Annotated in this window: 13 protein-coding genes; 4 read left to right on the top strand and 9 right to left on the bottom strand. The window is 72.0% G+C overall.

What is annotated here, in order from left to right; translation table 11 throughout:
* Positions 1–47: 47 nt before the first annotated feature.
* The 4 genes from AC0B61_RS03845 to AC0B61_RS03830 form a co-directional block, all read right to left on the bottom strand.
* Complete coding sequence (locus tag AC0B61_RS03845) at positions 48–1,220, bottom strand: hypothetical protein (protein WP_471739008.1); 1,173 nt, start codon at positions 1,218–1,220, stop codon at positions 48–50.
* Positions 1,217–3,022: a hypothetical protein gene (locus tag AC0B61_RS03840; protein WP_471739007.1), complete on the bottom strand. Its 1,806-nt coding sequence runs from the start codon at positions 3,020–3,022 to the stop codon at positions 1,217–1,219. Before AC0B61_RS03840 ends, AC0B61_RS03845 begins: the two co-directional genes overlap by 4 nt.
* Positions 3,023–3,156: 134 nt before the next feature.
* Positions 3,157–3,936, bottom strand: a complete 780-nt coding sequence (locus tag AC0B61_RS03835; protein WP_471739006.1) for a toll/interleukin-1 receptor domain-containing protein — start codon at positions 3,934–3,936, stop codon at positions 3,157–3,159.
* Positions 3,937–4,008: 72 nt separating this feature from the next.
* A complete protein-coding gene (locus AC0B61_RS03830; protein WP_471739005.1) occupies positions 4,009–5,325 on the bottom strand; it encodes a helix-turn-helix domain-containing protein in 1,317 nt (438 codons plus the stop codon).
* 594 nt (positions 5,326–5,919) lie between these two features.
* On the opposite strand from AC0B61_RS03830, the gene AC0B61_RS03825 reads away from it, so the two are divergent.
* Both AC0B61_RS03825 and AC0B61_RS03820 read left to right on the top strand, forming a co-directional pair.
* Positions 5,920–6,564: an HhH-GPD-type base excision DNA repair protein gene (locus AC0B61_RS03825; protein WP_471739004.1), complete on the top strand. Its 645-nt coding sequence runs from the start codon at positions 5,920–5,922 to the stop codon at positions 6,562–6,564.
* Between the two features lie 43 nt (positions 6,565–6,607).
* Positions 6,608–6,892 carry a DUF2087 domain-containing protein gene (locus AC0B61_RS03820; RefSeq protein ID WP_471739003.1) on the top strand — a complete coding sequence of 95 codons (285 nt, stop codon included), beginning with the start codon at positions 6,608–6,610 and terminating at the stop codon, positions 6,890–6,892.
* Here AC0B61_RS03820 and AC0B61_RS03815 read toward each other — a convergent pair.
* Positions 6,865–7,086 (bottom strand): KTSC domain-containing protein, encoded by a 222-nt coding sequence (locus AC0B61_RS03815; protein WP_471739002.1) that lies wholly within the window; start codon positions 7,084–7,086, stop codon positions 6,865–6,867. The two genes, AC0B61_RS03820 and AC0B61_RS03815, sit on opposite strands and share 28 nt — an antisense overlap.
* A gap of 68 nt (positions 7,087–7,154) precedes the next feature.
* Positions 7,155–8,681 carry an MFS transporter gene (locus AC0B61_RS03810; protein ID WP_471739368.1) on the bottom strand — a complete coding sequence of 509 codons (1,527 nt, stop codon included), beginning with the start codon at positions 8,679–8,681 and terminating at the stop codon, positions 7,155–7,157.
* Positions 8,682–8,778: 97 nt separating this feature from the next.
* On the opposite strand from AC0B61_RS03810, the gene AC0B61_RS03805 reads away from it, so the two are divergent.
* The gene (locus tag AC0B61_RS03805) at positions 8,779–9,900 is read left to right on the top strand and encodes a helix-turn-helix transcriptional regulator (protein WP_471739001.1); all 1,122 of its coding nucleotides are present in this window, start codon (positions 8,779–8,781) and stop codon (positions 9,898–9,900) included.
* On the opposite strand, the gene AC0B61_RS03800 is transcribed toward AC0B61_RS03805, so the two are convergent.
* Entirely contained in the window at positions 9,837–10,727 is an 891-nt protein-coding gene (locus AC0B61_RS03800; RefSeq protein ID WP_471739000.1) for a hypothetical protein, read from the bottom strand. The genes AC0B61_RS03805 and AC0B61_RS03800 overlap by 64 nt on opposite strands.
* A 4-nt stretch (positions 10,728–10,731) precedes the next feature.
* Positions 10,732–11,250, bottom strand: a complete 519-nt coding sequence (locus tag AC0B61_RS03795) for a YbhB/YbcL family Raf kinase inhibitor-like protein (RefSeq protein WP_471738999.1) — start codon at positions 11,248–11,250, stop codon at positions 10,732–10,734.
* Positions 11,251–11,334: 84 nt separating this feature from the next.
* Here AC0B61_RS03795 and AC0B61_RS03790 point away from each other — a divergent pair, with 84 nt between their 5' ends.
* The gene (locus tag AC0B61_RS03790) at positions 11,335–12,066 is read left to right on the top strand and encodes a rhomboid family intramembrane serine protease (RefSeq protein WP_471738998.1); all 732 of its coding nucleotides are present in this window, start codon (positions 11,335–11,337) and stop codon (positions 12,064–12,066) included.
* Between the two features lie 33 nt (positions 12,067–12,099).
* Here AC0B61_RS03790 and AC0B61_RS03785 read toward each other — a convergent pair whose 3' ends face one another.
* Positions 12,100–13,677 (bottom strand): helicase HerA-like domain-containing protein, encoded by a 1,578-nt coding sequence (locus AC0B61_RS03785; RefSeq protein ID WP_471738997.1) that lies wholly within the window; start codon positions 13,675–13,677, stop codon positions 12,100–12,102.
* Positions 13,678–13,705: the final 28 nt, after the last annotated feature.

Raw genomic sequence — 13,705 nt, 5'->3', positions numbered from 1 at the left:
CACCCCCTGCGCTACCCACCCATCGCCGCCGCCCGAACGTCCCGCCCCTACTCCTCGGCCCTGTGCCACTCCCCGGGCCCGTGCCCGTGTCCCGGCGATTTCCCGTTCGGGGCGGACCCGTTCACTGGCCCGTCGAACTTCGTAAAGCGCACATGCGATCCATCGGCGGCGCGATCCTCCGCAGGCCCCGGCTGCCCCGGGACGTCGCCGTCCTCGCCCAGCAGGTTCTCCCTGATCAGCCTGGAGTGCTCCGGTCTGCCGGCCGCGTTGGTGAATTCCGCCAACCGGCGTGTGTAGACGTACCGTTCGTCGGAATCCTCCGGCAAGTCGATGTCGTCCAGCAGTTGGTTCACCGGCCCGATCACCGGCGTTCCCCCGGTCGGCCCGCGCGGTCCGACCGGCCCCTCAGGCCCGAACGGCCCCGCCGGCGGCGCGTCATCGTCGTCGTCATCCGGGAACGAGTCGGCCCCCGGCACGAGATGCTCGTACAGGTCGCTCACGGCCTCGTCGTTCGCCGCCGCCGAGAGCTGTGCGAGCGGGCCGATCATGTCGACCGCCTCCCTGACCTGCTCGTCATGGCGCGCCAGCCACCACACCACCGCGCTGCCGGGCGACTTCAGGACGTCGTCGCCGAGGTAGGCCCGCTTGCTCTGCTCGTAACGCCGCTCGTGCTCCCACACCTCCTCGGTCTTGCGCACCTCGGACAGCTTCCCCAGCCGACTCCGGTCGTCCTCCGACAGCCTGAGTTCGACTCGCCCACCCATGGCTTCCACCAGCCCCGACCGGTCCTGGCTCTGGGTGCCGAGCACGCCGTTCAACCGGTGCTGCACCAGTTCGAGCCGTCCCGGGACTTCGTGCTCGGTCAGCGCCCTGGCACGCTCCAACACCGTCTCGACTGCCAGACTGGCCGGGTCCGCGTGCACCAGCCCAGTCGCGTTCAGGACCGGGCGCCACCACACCGTCGCCGAGAAGTGGAAGTCGTAGTCCGGCACCCGGCTCGGCAGCGCCACTGCGACCACCCGGGTCTTCTCCCACGGCGGCTCATCCGACTCCGGCCTCGGAGTCCTGGCCGATGCCAGCAGAACGGCCAGCAACAGAGCCATCGCCGTGGGCATCGCCCACAACCAGACCGGCCACCTGGCCGACACCCCGAGCACCACCGTCGCCGCCCCCGCAGCCAGGGCCAACCCGACCAGCGGTACTTTTCCCATGCGCTTCACAGCCCTCTCCCCCCGGTCGTGCCGACGAGCGGTTCGATCCCCTGCGCGCGGTCGATCTCCTGGCAGAAGCGCGCCAGCACCTCTGGCCGGCTCACCGGGGCCGGGGAGTCATCGGCCCCGGCCGCCCAGCCATGCGCCAGCCGGTAATAGCGGTTGAGCACATCGACCCGCCCGTCGGCGGCATCGGTGAGGATCCTCATCAGCCGTCCGCCCCCGTCCGGCGCCCGCCGCGCGGCCGAGAGCCAGTTCCGGACCGCGGGCTCCCACACGTCCGCCGACGAGACCGCCAGTACCGAGCGCCAGCCCCGCACGACCTCCGGACGCGGTGCCCAAGCCGGCAACGGGTCGACCAGTTCCAGGAAGATGCCGGCGTCCGGTCGCATCGTCACTCCCCTCTCCAAGCCTTCGCCCAGGCGGTCGAGCAGCTTCAGATAGAGCCGCTTGTCCCTGCCCGCCAGGTCGAACAGGGCCTCCCGGCCGTACCGTGGACCGTCCTGGGCCTCCCGCCGCGTGAGGTGGTGCAGGCGAACGAGCGCCTGGCCCGGATGGTGGGTGGCCATCACGTCGGCGCAGATCCGGGCGAGGACCCGTACCAGGTTGGTGTGCAGCCGCTGCCCCACCACCCATTCGTAGATCTTCGAGCGGAAGGCCGAGCCGCCGGTCTCGCTCGTGATTCCACGCTCCAGCACCCGCATCGCCTCCGGCAGGAACCTGGTCTCCGCCGCCCAGGACTCCACAAGGCCGGTCAGTACATCCACATCACCACTCTGCAGAGCCGATTCGATCAATCGGTCGATCAGCCGCTGCCGATCCGGCGTGTCAAGCCAGGCCGTTGCCCTGGCCGCGCCCTCGACCCAGTCCCCGAACCCGTCCCGCAGGTCGGGGTAGTACAACCAGAAATGGGTACGGACAGCCTCCGCGTAAGCCAGTCCCTTGAAGCGGACCCGTCCTTCCGGGACCTCCACCCGCAGTTCGTGCAACCGCTGGGTCAGATCGGTGCGGTCGAGGCGGGGCCGTTCGTCCTCGGGATGACCGAGCTTCGTCAGCAGCTGATCGGAGAGCCGGAAGACGGCATCCGCTGGAGCCCCCTCCAGCATCGCTGCCGTGAACAACAGCGCCCGCTGGCGACCGTCGGCGAGCTCGGCGACCTGCTGGGCCACCTCACCACCACGCTCCCGAAGCGCTGCGACGGCCTTCGCAACCCACTCGTCGAGGTCACCACCCGCCGAATGAGCCTCGACCAGCAACTCGTGCAGCCGCTGCAGCTCCCTCATGGAAGAGATGTCCAGAAGCTCACCGAGAGCCGACCGGCTCAGCTCCTTGGAAGACACCGTGACACCGGCCTTGTGGAGATGTCTGGCCAACACCCGCGCGCCGTTCGGCCGGCCGATCCGCACCAGCAGCTGTCGAAGGTCCGGCTGCAGGAGAGACTCGTGATCTTGGTGCAGAACCACCGCGAGCCGGCCACCGACATGCTCCACCTTGTGCCAGTACGAGCTCACCAGGCCCTGTGCGTCCGTCAACCGCGCGTCGGACGTGACCGACAGATCGACAAGGACGCATTCGCCTTGTGCCAGGGGGAGCTGGTCATCCTTCTGGTCGTCCAACGCGACCTCACGGAAAGGGCCGCAAGGCGCGCCCGTGCCGTGCAACAGGACAACGGCTGCCGTGCGCCGCCCGCTGCCGTCCGCTCCGGAGATCAGCGCGGCCGTGCCGGGATCCTCCAGCCTGCTGACCGCTTCCCCGTATCCCAGCGGCGGAACGAATCGCTGGGTCAGCCAGCGTCGGCGCTCAGCTGCCATCCGCAGCGGATCTCCTCCACCGCGAACCAGCCGATCCGAGGAGATGTAGTAGTAGGAGTAGTTGTTCTGGCTTCCACTACCCGTGTGCGTCTGCCCCTGAGCGTTGCCGAGCCACGTGGCACTCCCGGCGTCGCTCACCGCCGTCCCTCGTGATCACTCCGGCCGCTGAAGTCGTTGTTGACCGTGCCGCGTTCGACGTAGTTGTTGCCGCTGCCGTGGAACTCGACGCCTCCCGTGCGGGTGGTGTTGTTCTGTGTACCGCTCCCGGTGTGGACCGGCCCGCTCGCGTTGTTGATGAACGTCCCCACGTCGCCTCCCACATTGCCGATGCCGCCGCTCTGGTCGTGCCGGTAGTCCCGAGCCTGCACCACACTCCCATCCACGCTGCCGATCTCGTTGTGGGTCTCCGTCGCCCGGTGCTCCTTGGTGGTCCGCCGCTCCGCCTCGGCGAGCTGGGGGCACGCCTCCGCCAGGTCGTCCCCGAGGCGCTTGAGGTTGGACTCCGCGTCACGGTTGTCGAAGCGGCGGTACTGGCAGTCCGCCAGCTCGGCGATCTCGGCGGGCAGGTCGTGCCGGTCGAGCCGCGTCATGCGGCCGACGAGCACCGGGACGACCAGTGCTCCGCTCTCGAAGGCCTCGGCGATCTCCCTCCTGGTCCAGTCCTCCGGGTCGTCGAGCGCACGTCGCCCGTCCGCAGTCCGGGCGTCGGCCCAGCGCGGACCGATGACGGCGACGAGCACGCTGCTGCGCCGGACTGCGGTCAGGAGTTCCTGGGGGAAGGGTCGGCCGATCGGGATGGACTTGCTGGCCCGGAACACCCGGTCGGTGCCGAAACGCCGGGAAAGCTCCCGCTCGATCAGGGTGGCGGTCGTGTCCTCATCGCTGGTGCGGTAGTTGACGAAGATGTCGGGCATGGCGAAGTCACCTCTCCGGTGAGTGAAGGGATGGAACGTCGGCCGGGGAACGGGCCGTGGGTTCGGATCGGTCTACGGGTGCAGTGCGTCGGCGAGCAGGGGCTGGATGTCCTGCGCGGACTGGCCGGTACGGAACCGGTTCAGCTCGCGGGCGAGCCGCCGGACGTCGGAGCGAATGGTGGCCGATCGCAGCGCCGGGACCAGCGGCAGGAGCTCCGCGGCAAGCTCGCAGGCATGCTCGGGCTCGCCTGCTGCCGCGTGCGCCAAGGCGCGCCGGAGGCCGTACCGGGCGCGACTGCGAACGGCCTGCGCGGGGATCCTCGGGTACTCGCGGTCGAGCGCCTCGGCAGCCTGCGCGGGGCGACCGAGGTCGTACAGGCACCATCCGGTGACCATGGCCGCCGGGTCGGCCAGATTGGTGGTGCCGAGGACGGGGGCTCCGCCGCCGGCCTCGGCGTCGGTCCTGGCCAGCAGCACTCGGGCGCGGTCGAGGCCGCGCAGACAGGCGGTGTGGTCCCCGGCGAGCGCATGGCCCTGTGCTTCCCGCTGTGCCGCGAGGCCGCGGATCCGCGGTGGCAGCGAACCGTCCTGGGCCGGTTCGACCAGTTGTACGGTCTGGATCGCGTCGCCCGCGTAGAAGGTGATCAGGGCTCGCCTGACCAGCGCGTACGAGGCCAGATCGCGGTCGCCGCCGGCCTGCGCGAGTTCGACGGCGCGGGCGGTCCACCACAGGGCCGAGGAGTTGTCGTCGGCCTCCTGGGCCATCCAGCCCGCGTACTCCGCGTACCGGGCCGCCAACACGAGCAACCGGTCACGGTTCACCCCGTCGGCTTGGACGGCGAGTTCCCGCAGGGTGTGGGTCTGGACCGTGAGCAGCGGAAGCAGCATGCCGGGATCACCGGTCTGGCCGAGCTGCCTCATCTGGTCGAACTGGGCTCGGAAGATCTCGACCGGGGCGGACTCCGCGACGACTGCCGCCGGGGCGACCGGCGGCGGAGCAGCGACGAGACCTCCGCCGAGCAGGGTGGTGGCCCCGGCGGCGAGCAGTTGCCTCCGGCCCATGGCTCCGGACCAGCGGACGCCCCCGCGATCGACCCGGAGCAATGGCTCGCCGTCGCCACTGGCGTCGCTCTCCGCAGGGTCGGCACACCCGGGCGCATCCCCGGCATCACGGCTCGGCAGCAGCCGCTCCAGCTCACCGTCGGCGGCGAGCTGGACGTCACAGCGACGGGCGAACTCGGGCGGCGGTTGCTTGTGCCCGCGTTCGATCTTGCTCAGGTGGCCCTTGCTGTAGCTGAGCAGTTCGGCGAGCCGGGTGAGGGTCAGCCCGGCGGCGATCCGGCGCCTGCGAAGCTCCGGACCGAACTCGCCGGATGACGCCCTGGACATGCGCATGCCATCCCCCATCGTCGACCGCCCAAGCGCCTGCTGCATCGTGGGCCGGAAGCGGTCACCCCTCGCTTCCGCCTGGAATCTTGGCATGCGATCGAGCCGGTCAAACGGGGTTCTCGCGGGTTTCCCGTTTCCCCTTTCCTCCTCGAATGGCCATACGAACAAAACGAGTTGGCGACATGTCCACCCATTGGAACAACACGTACGAGTACCGGTCGGACCGCCAGGCCCACTGGCTGACAAGGGGCGGATCGCGCCGACCGCGGCGTCGCGGCCAATGGCCGGGACGGCGTGGCGGCCCAAGAGCCGAAGGCGTCAAAGGCGGCGCCGACAGCCGGTGAAGTGCCGCCCACTCGACGGCGGTTCGGTTCGCTACGCCTCCGACCGCGCGCCCGCGACGGATGCGGGCAAAAAATACCCCGCGTCACCCCACGGCGGCCCCAACAACCGCTCCGCCAACGAACAAAGCAGGTACGGCAAGGCCTGGAACACCAAGAGTTCCCCCTGTACGGGCGTGTTGACCGCCTCGGTCCACGTCTCGTCCACCAGACTGGGCGCCGACCCGACGTCAACTCCGAGGAGGGCAAGCCCATGAACGCCACCGTTCGGCTCGCACAGCAACCCGAGGCCGACGAACTGCTCGGACGGAGCGCGCTCGCCGCGCTCGTCGGCATGCTGCTCGATCAACAGGTCCCGATGGAGTGGGCGTTCACCGGCCCGCTGACCATTGCGCAGCGCCTCGACCGGGACGACCTGGACGCCCACGAGATCGCCACCTACAACCCGGAGGAGTTCGTCGCGCTCCTGTCCGCGAAGCCCGCCGTCCACCGCTATCCCGCCGCGATGGCCAAACGGGTGCAGCAGCTCTGCCAGTTCCTCGTCGCGCAGTACGACGGCGACGCCGCCGCGCTGTGGAAGAACGTCCGTACCGGCAAGGAACTGCTGAGCCGTCTCAACGCCCTGCCGGGCTTCGGCAAGCAGAAGTCGCAGATCTTCCTCGCCCTGCTGGGCAAGCAGTACGGCGTACGGCCGGAGGGCTGGCGCGAGGCGGCGGGCGCGTACGGCGAGGAGGGCGCGCACCGCTCGGTCGCCGACATCACCGGGCCGGAATCCCTCACCCTGGTGCGGGAGTTCAAGCAGGAGATGAAGCGCGCCGCGAAGGAGGCCAAGGCGGCCGCGAAGCCGCGCACGGTCGGCCGTACGACGGCCGCGCCGGCTCCGACCGGAGCGCGCTGAAAACCGGTTGCCCCGGCCCGTCCCGCCGGGCGACGCTCCCGCCATGACCGCAACCACCCCGACCCCGCCGAGCGTGTCCGCCTTCTTCGCCCCCGACGGGCGGCTGACCGCCGTCCCCCGCAAGGCAGCCCGCCGGGAGCAGCTCCTGGCCCACCTCGCCGGCACCCTCTTCGAGCCCGGCCGCGGCTACACCGAGGCCGAGGTCAACGCCGCCCTGCACGCCGTGCACGATGACGCCCCCGCGCTGCGCCGTTCCCTGGTCGAGGCCGGGCACCTCGCCCGCCCGAAGGACGGCAGCAGCTACCGGCTGGTCTCCGAGCGCCGGTAGGCGTACCGCCCGCGGATCCGTCGGACGAAGTACCGCCCGTGGCTCTCCGCCGCCAGCAGTTCCCGGTGCACCCGGGCCGGTACGCCCGCGTAGACGTACACGTGGCCGCTGGTGAACTCCAGCTCAAGCAGCCGCGCCGCCGGGTCGTAGCCGACCGAGCGCAGCACCGAGGAGTCCACCGCCGTACGGTCCATCGCCTCAAGTGTGCGACGGGGGCCCCGGTCGCGCAGTGCGACCGGGGCCCCGCGTGGAGCGTCTTCCGTCAGACCAGGGCGGACTCCCGCTCCTCCGGGGCACCCCCAGCAGCCCCGGCCGGAGCGCCCTCGGCAGCACCAGCCGGAGCGCCCTCGGCAGCGGCGGCGCCTGCCGGGCGCCGCCGCGGCAGGGCGAACATCAGCAGGAACACCGCCAGCAGCACCCCCGCGACCCACCACATCGCGTGCACGAAGGCCCCGTTGAACGCCGTTCCGACCGCCTCCGGCGCGACCACGTCGTCCATCGCGCCGAAGAAGGCCACCGAGACCAGCCCGAGTCCGAGCGCGTTCCCCACCTGCTGCACGGTGTTGATCAGTCCGGACGCCGAACCGGCGTGCTCGCGCGGCACCTCCGCCAGGATCGCGTCCGTGATCGGCGCGACGATCAGCCCCATGCCGAGGCCCATCACCACCAGCGGCAGCGCCATCTGCCAGGGCGTGATCGCCGTCCCGTACCGGTGCGCCTCCCCGATGTAGGTGAGCACGCCCGTCGCCATCACCAGCGCGCCCGCCTGCAGCACCTTCCGCCCGAACCGCGGCACCAGCTGCTGCACGGACAGTCCGGCCGCCATGGAGACCGCGAGCGAGAACGGGATGCCGGTCGCGCCGGCCTTGAGCGGGCTCCAGCCCAGTCCCACCTGCATGTAGAGCGTCCAGACCAGGAAGAAGATGCCGAGGGCCACGCCGAAGGCCAGCTGTACGCCGATCCCGGCGGCGAAGGACTTCACCCGGAACAGCGCCAGTTCGACCAGGGGCGAGCCGTCGCGCCGCGTCTTGGCCTTCTCGTACGCCACGAACAGCGCGAACACGGGCAGGCTGCCGGCCATCGACAGGTACCCCCAGAGCGGCCAGCCGGCCTCCCGTCCGTGCGTCAGCGGGTAGATCAGCATCAGCAGGCCGACGCTGGCCAGCGCCACGCCCACCAGGTCGAGCTTGAGCGCCTGGTCGGCCTTCGACTCGTCGATGAAGCGGCGCCCGAGCAGCAGGCCGGCGATGCCGACCGGCAGGTTGATCAGGAAGATCGGCCGCCAGGCCAGTCCGAACAGGTCCCACTCGGTGAGCAGCGCACCGATCATCGGACCGGAGACGGCGCCCAGTCCGACCACCGCGCCGAACATGCCGAACACCTTGCCGCGCTCCTCCGCCGGGAAGGTCGCGTGGATGATCGACAGCACCTGCGGCACCATCAGCGCCGCCGTCCCGCCCTGCAGCAGCCGCGTCGCGACCAGCATCTCCGGCCCGGAGGCCAGCCCGCAGAGCGCGGAAGCGACCGTGAAGCCGCTGATCCCGATCAGGAAGAGCCGCTTGCGGCCGTAGATGTCGCCCAGGCGCCCGCCGGTGATCAGGCCGATCGCGAAGGCCAGGGCGTAGCCGCCGGTGACCCACTGGATGGCGCTGAACGAGGCGCCGGTGTCCGCCTGGATGCTGGGGATGGCGATGTTGACGATGGTGACGTCCACCAGGTCCATGAAGGAGGCCACCATCACGATCGCCAGGGCGATCCACCTCCGCCGGTCGGCTCCTGCCGCACTCATTCCGTACTCCTCGCTCGTGCCCGCCTTCTCCACGTCCACGACGGTACGGGCCATGTAGGTCAGGTCCTGTCCCACTTCGTCCGGCATGCTGGACGGCATGAGCGACACCCCGGCCCGGCTGCTGAACCTGCTGTCCCTGCTGCAGACCCCGCGCGAGTGGCCCGGCAGCGAACTCGCCGAGCGGCTCGGGGTCAGCCCCCGCACGATCCGGCGCGACATCGACCGGCTGCGCGAGCTCGGCTACCCGGTGCAGGCCAGCATGGGCGCGGTCGGCGGCTACCGGCTGGTCGCGGGCACCGCGATGCCGCCGCTGCTGCTGGACGACGAGGAGGCGGTGGCCATCGCCGTCGGGCTCCGGGCCGGGGCCGGACACGCGGTCGTCGGCATCGAGGAGGCCTCGGTACGGGCGCTCGCCAAACTGCTCCAGGTGCTGCCGAGCCGGCTGCGGCACCGGGTCGGGATGCTCAACTCCGCCACCGTGCCCCTGCTCACCGGGGACGGCCCGACCGTCGACCCGGAGGACCTGACCGTGCTGGCCGGAGCCGTCACCAACCGGGAGCGGCTGCGCTTCGCCTACCGCGCCTACGACGGCACCGCCACCAGGCGGCTGATCGAGCCCGAGCGGCTGGTCTCGGTCGGCCGCCGCTGGTACCTGGTCGGCTACGACCTGGACCGCGAGGACTGGCGGCTGTTCCGGGTCGACCGGCTGAGCGAGCCCTTCGCCACCGGCGCCCGCTTCACCCCGCGCCCGCTCCCGGCCGAGGACGCCGCCGCGTACGTGGCGGGCAAGCTGCGCCGCCCGTCGCCGAGCGGCACCGTGGTCGCCACCGTGCACGCCCCGGCCGAGCTGGTCCGGCAGCGGTTCAAACCGGCCGACTCCGAGATCGAGCCGGTCGACGGGCACAGCTGCCGGCTGCGCTCCCGCTCGGACTCGCTGGAGTGGACGGCGATGCGGCTGCTGTCGCTGGACTGCGCCTTCGAGGTGCACGAGCCGCCGGCCCTGCGCGAGCACCTGCGCGGGCTCGCCGCCCGCGCCCACCACGCGGCCGGCCGGGAGCCCAGCCTGGAGACCGGCCAGGAGACCGACAGGGAGCCCAGCCAGGAGTCTGCCAAGGAGCCCGGCCGGGAGCCCAACCAGGAGACCGGCCGGCCGGATCAGGCCTCGACCCGGAACCAGCCGTTCCCGGACCGGAACCACAGCACGCCGTCCCGGCCGTGAGCGCGCCCCCGGTCGAGGCCGCCGGGGACGCCCACCGGCTGCCGGCGGACCTCCCGCCAACCCTTGCGGCTCTCCCGTTCGCACCGGATCAACTCGCCGCCGGGCTGCAGGAACACGGCCCGGTCCCCGGCGATCGCGAAGCCCACCGGCTGCCGGGCCGGCAGCCGCATGGCGACCGGCGGGCCGGTTGCGAGGTCGATCCCGGTGAGGTGGCTGTGGTCGCCGTACCAGGCCAGCCAGGCCCGACGCCCCTCGGTGGCGGCGGCGAGGCCCTCCAGCGGGGCGTCGCGCAACTCCCCGGGTGCCGGCCGCCAGACGGTCCGTCCGGCGGTGTCCAGTGCGAGCAGGCCGCACCGGGCGAGCGGGTTGTCGCCGTGGCTGCCCTCGTCCCCGAAGGCCAGCCAGATCCGGCCGTCCCGATCGGTGACCAACGCCTGGATGTGGTCGCCGAGTTGGAGCGTCCGGGTGGGCAGTCCGTCCGGGCCGAGGACCAGGCCGTTGCGCTCCCACCCGTCCGGCAGCTCGTCGGCTCGGCCGCCGGCCAGCAGCACCCGCCCGCCGGGCAGCAGCGCCAGGTGGTCCGGTGAGACCCCGACCCCGGTGAGCGGCACCCGCCGTTCGCCCCGCCGGCCGTGCACCACCACCTCGCCGTCGAACGGCAGCCGGGCGGCCGGCCACGACCCGGCCGGCGCCGGGTACTGCTCCGGCACCACCAGGACGGCCAACTCACCGTCCGGCCCGACCGTCCAGGTCAGGGCCCGGCGGCCGGCCCGCCATTTCTCCTCGGGCAACCGCCAGACCTCGACCGGGCGATCGGGTGCCGGCAAGCGCTCAGACCCCGTACTCGGCGGTCAGCAGCGCGCGGCCGAGGGTGTGGAAGGTGAGGTGGAAGCCCACCTGTGCCGGCGGGAGGTCGGGGGCGACGTCCAGCTTCTCCACGTCCAGGGCGTGCACGGCGAAGACGTAGCGGTGCGGGGCGCCGGGCGGCGGCGCGGCGCCGTCGTACCGGTTGCCCGGGAAGTCGTTGCGGCCGTGGAAGGAGGCCGAGCCCGGCAGGCTGTCGTCCGAGGAGCCGGCGCCGCGCGGCAGTCCGGCGGTGTCGGCGGGCAGGTCGAGGGCGAGCCAGTGCCACCAGCCGGAGCCGGTGGGCGCGTCCGGGTCGTAGCAGGTGACGGCGATGCTCCGGGTGCCCTCCGGCAGGCCCGACCAGGCCAGCTGCGGCGAGAGGTTGCCGCCGGCGTGGACGAACTCCTGGCCCAGCGTGCCGCCTTCGGTGATGTCCTGGCTGCTCAGTTCGAAGGACGGCACCTGCGGCAGGAAGTCGTACGGCAGCGGCGGACGGACACTCATGGGTGGTCACCTCTCACGCTCGGATTGTCACGAGTCACTGTAATGGGGTGCACGTCCGATCCGGCCGCCCATAAGGTCGGGGTCATGGCCTCGAACGACCCCAGCCGCGCGGCGACCACGCTCGACCCCGCCCAGATGATCGCCGACGCCCGCCGGGCGCTCTTCACCATGGTCGGCGTATTGGCCGCGATCTGGCTGATCCAGCTGGTGAACTGGATGGACGGCTACGACCTCGGCCGGCGGTTCGGCGTCATCCCGCAGGATCCGGGCCGGCTGCCGAACATCGTCACGGCGCCCTTCCTGCACTGGAACTGGGCCCATCTGGAGGCCAATTCGGGCCCGCTGTTCGTCTTCGGCTTCCTCGCGGCCTACCGCGGGGTGAAGAAGTTCCTCGGCCTGACCGTGCTGGTCGCGCTGACCAGCGAGCTGACCGCCTGGGTCTTCGACCCCCCGAACTCGGTCGGCGCCGGGGCCAGCGGCGTGGTGTTCGGCTACTTCGGCTACGTGGTGCTGCGCGGGGTCTTCGACCGCAACCTGGTCGACACCCTGATCGGCGTCGTCCTCGGCGCCTCCTTCGCCTACATGGTCACCGCCGCCCTGCCCGGCGTCGCCCCGGGCATCAGCTGGTCGGCCCACCTCGGCGGTCTGGTCGGCGGCCTGGCCGGCGCCTGGATCTTCCGCGACCGCACCACACGCGCCCCGCGCGCCGCCGCCACGCCGCCCGCAGCCACGCAGCCCGCCGCCGCGAACTCCGCACCCGCCCCGGACAGCCCCCACGCCGCCCTGCTCAAGCAGCTGGACGAGATGGGCCTCTGAGGCCCCCGGCCGGCCCCCGCCCCGGCTGAGTCCTCACCGCCGCCGCTTGGACGTCCCGAACAGGCTGCGCGAGATCTCCTGCCCGAGCTGCCGCCCGGCCGTGCGCGCGAAGGACTTCACCGTCGGATTGCTCAGCAGTGACCCGAGCAGCCCGCCCACACCCTCCTTGTGCGCCTCCCGGGCATCCCGCGGCGTCTCCCGACCGGAGGCCCCGGGGGCGGCTCCGGCCGGCTCCGTCGGCGCCGCCTCCGGCCGGGGCGCCCGCGCCGCCAGCTTCTCGTACGCCGACTCCCGGTCGACGGCGTCCCGGTAGCGCGCCGTCAGTGGCGAGGCGTCCACGGCCGCCTGCAGCGCCGCCGCCTCGATCGGCCCCATCAGCGACTGCGGCGCCCGCAGCCTGGTCGCCGCGACGGGCGTCGGCGCGCCCTTCTCGGACAGGACGGTGACGACGGCCTCGCCGGTGCCGAGCGAGGTCAGCACCGCGCCGAGGTCGTACGAGGAGCGCGGGAAGGTCGAGACGGTGGCCTTGAGCGCCTTGGCGTCGTCCGGGGTGAAGGCGCGCAGCGCGTGCTGCACCCGGTTGCCCAACTGCGCCAGCACGTCGGACGGTACGTCGCGCGGCGTCTGCGTCACGAAGAAGATGCCGATGCCCTTGGAGCGGATCAGCCGCACGGTCTGGGTGATCGCCTCCAGGAAGGCCTTGGAGGCGCCCTTGAACAGCAGGTGCGCCTCGTCGAAGAAGAACACCAGCTTGGGCCGGTCGGGGTCGCCGACCTCGGGCAGCTCCTGGTAGAGGTCGGCGAGCAGCCACATCAGGAAGGTGGAGAACAGCCGCGGCCGGTCCTGTACGGCGGGCAGCTCCAGTACCGAGACCACCCCCCGGCCGTCCTGGGTGGTCCGCAGCAGCTCGGCGGTGTCGAACTCGGGTTCGCCGAAGAACGCCCCGGCGCCCTCGTTCTCCAGCACGGTGAGCGCCCGCAGGATCACGCCGGCGGTGGCCGCCGAGAGCCCGCCGATGGTCCTCAACTCCTCCTTGCCCTCGGGTGAGGCGAGGAGGGCGATCACCGCGGTCAGGTCCTTGAGGTCGTAGAGCTCCAGGCCCTTGCTGTCGGCGTAGTGGAACACCAGGCTGAGCGAGGACTCCTGGGTCTCGTTCAGGTCGAGCACCTTGGCCAGCAGCAGCGGCCCGAAGCTGGTGACGGTGGCCCGGACCGGGATGCCGGCGCCCTGCCCGCCGAGCGAGTAGAACTCGGCGGGGCAGCCCTGGGGCGTCCACCGCTGCCCCACCTCGGCGGCCCGGGCGCTGGTGCGGTCGCTCGGCGCGCCGGGTGCGGCGACGCCGGAGACGTCCCCCTTGACGTCGGCCAGGAACACCGGCACGCCCTGTCCGGAGAGCTGTTCGGCGATCAGCTGGAGGGTCTTGGTCTTGCCGGTGCCGGTGGCCCCGGCGACGAGGCCGTGCCGGTTGAGCACGCCCAGCGGGATGCGCACCTGGGCGTCCGGGTACGCGGTGCCGTCCAGCAGCACCGCTCCGAGGTCGAGGGCGGGGCCGGTGAAGGCGTACCCGTCGGCGATCTCCCGGACGGCCGGCGGGGTGGGGGCGGAGGACATCGGTGCACACTCCTGGGCGGATGGGAAC

The organism is Kitasatospora sp. NPDC023385, assembly GCF_055664045.1.
Note: the sequence above shows the minus strand (reverse complement) of the source record. Positions and strands in the feature narration are given on the sequence as shown.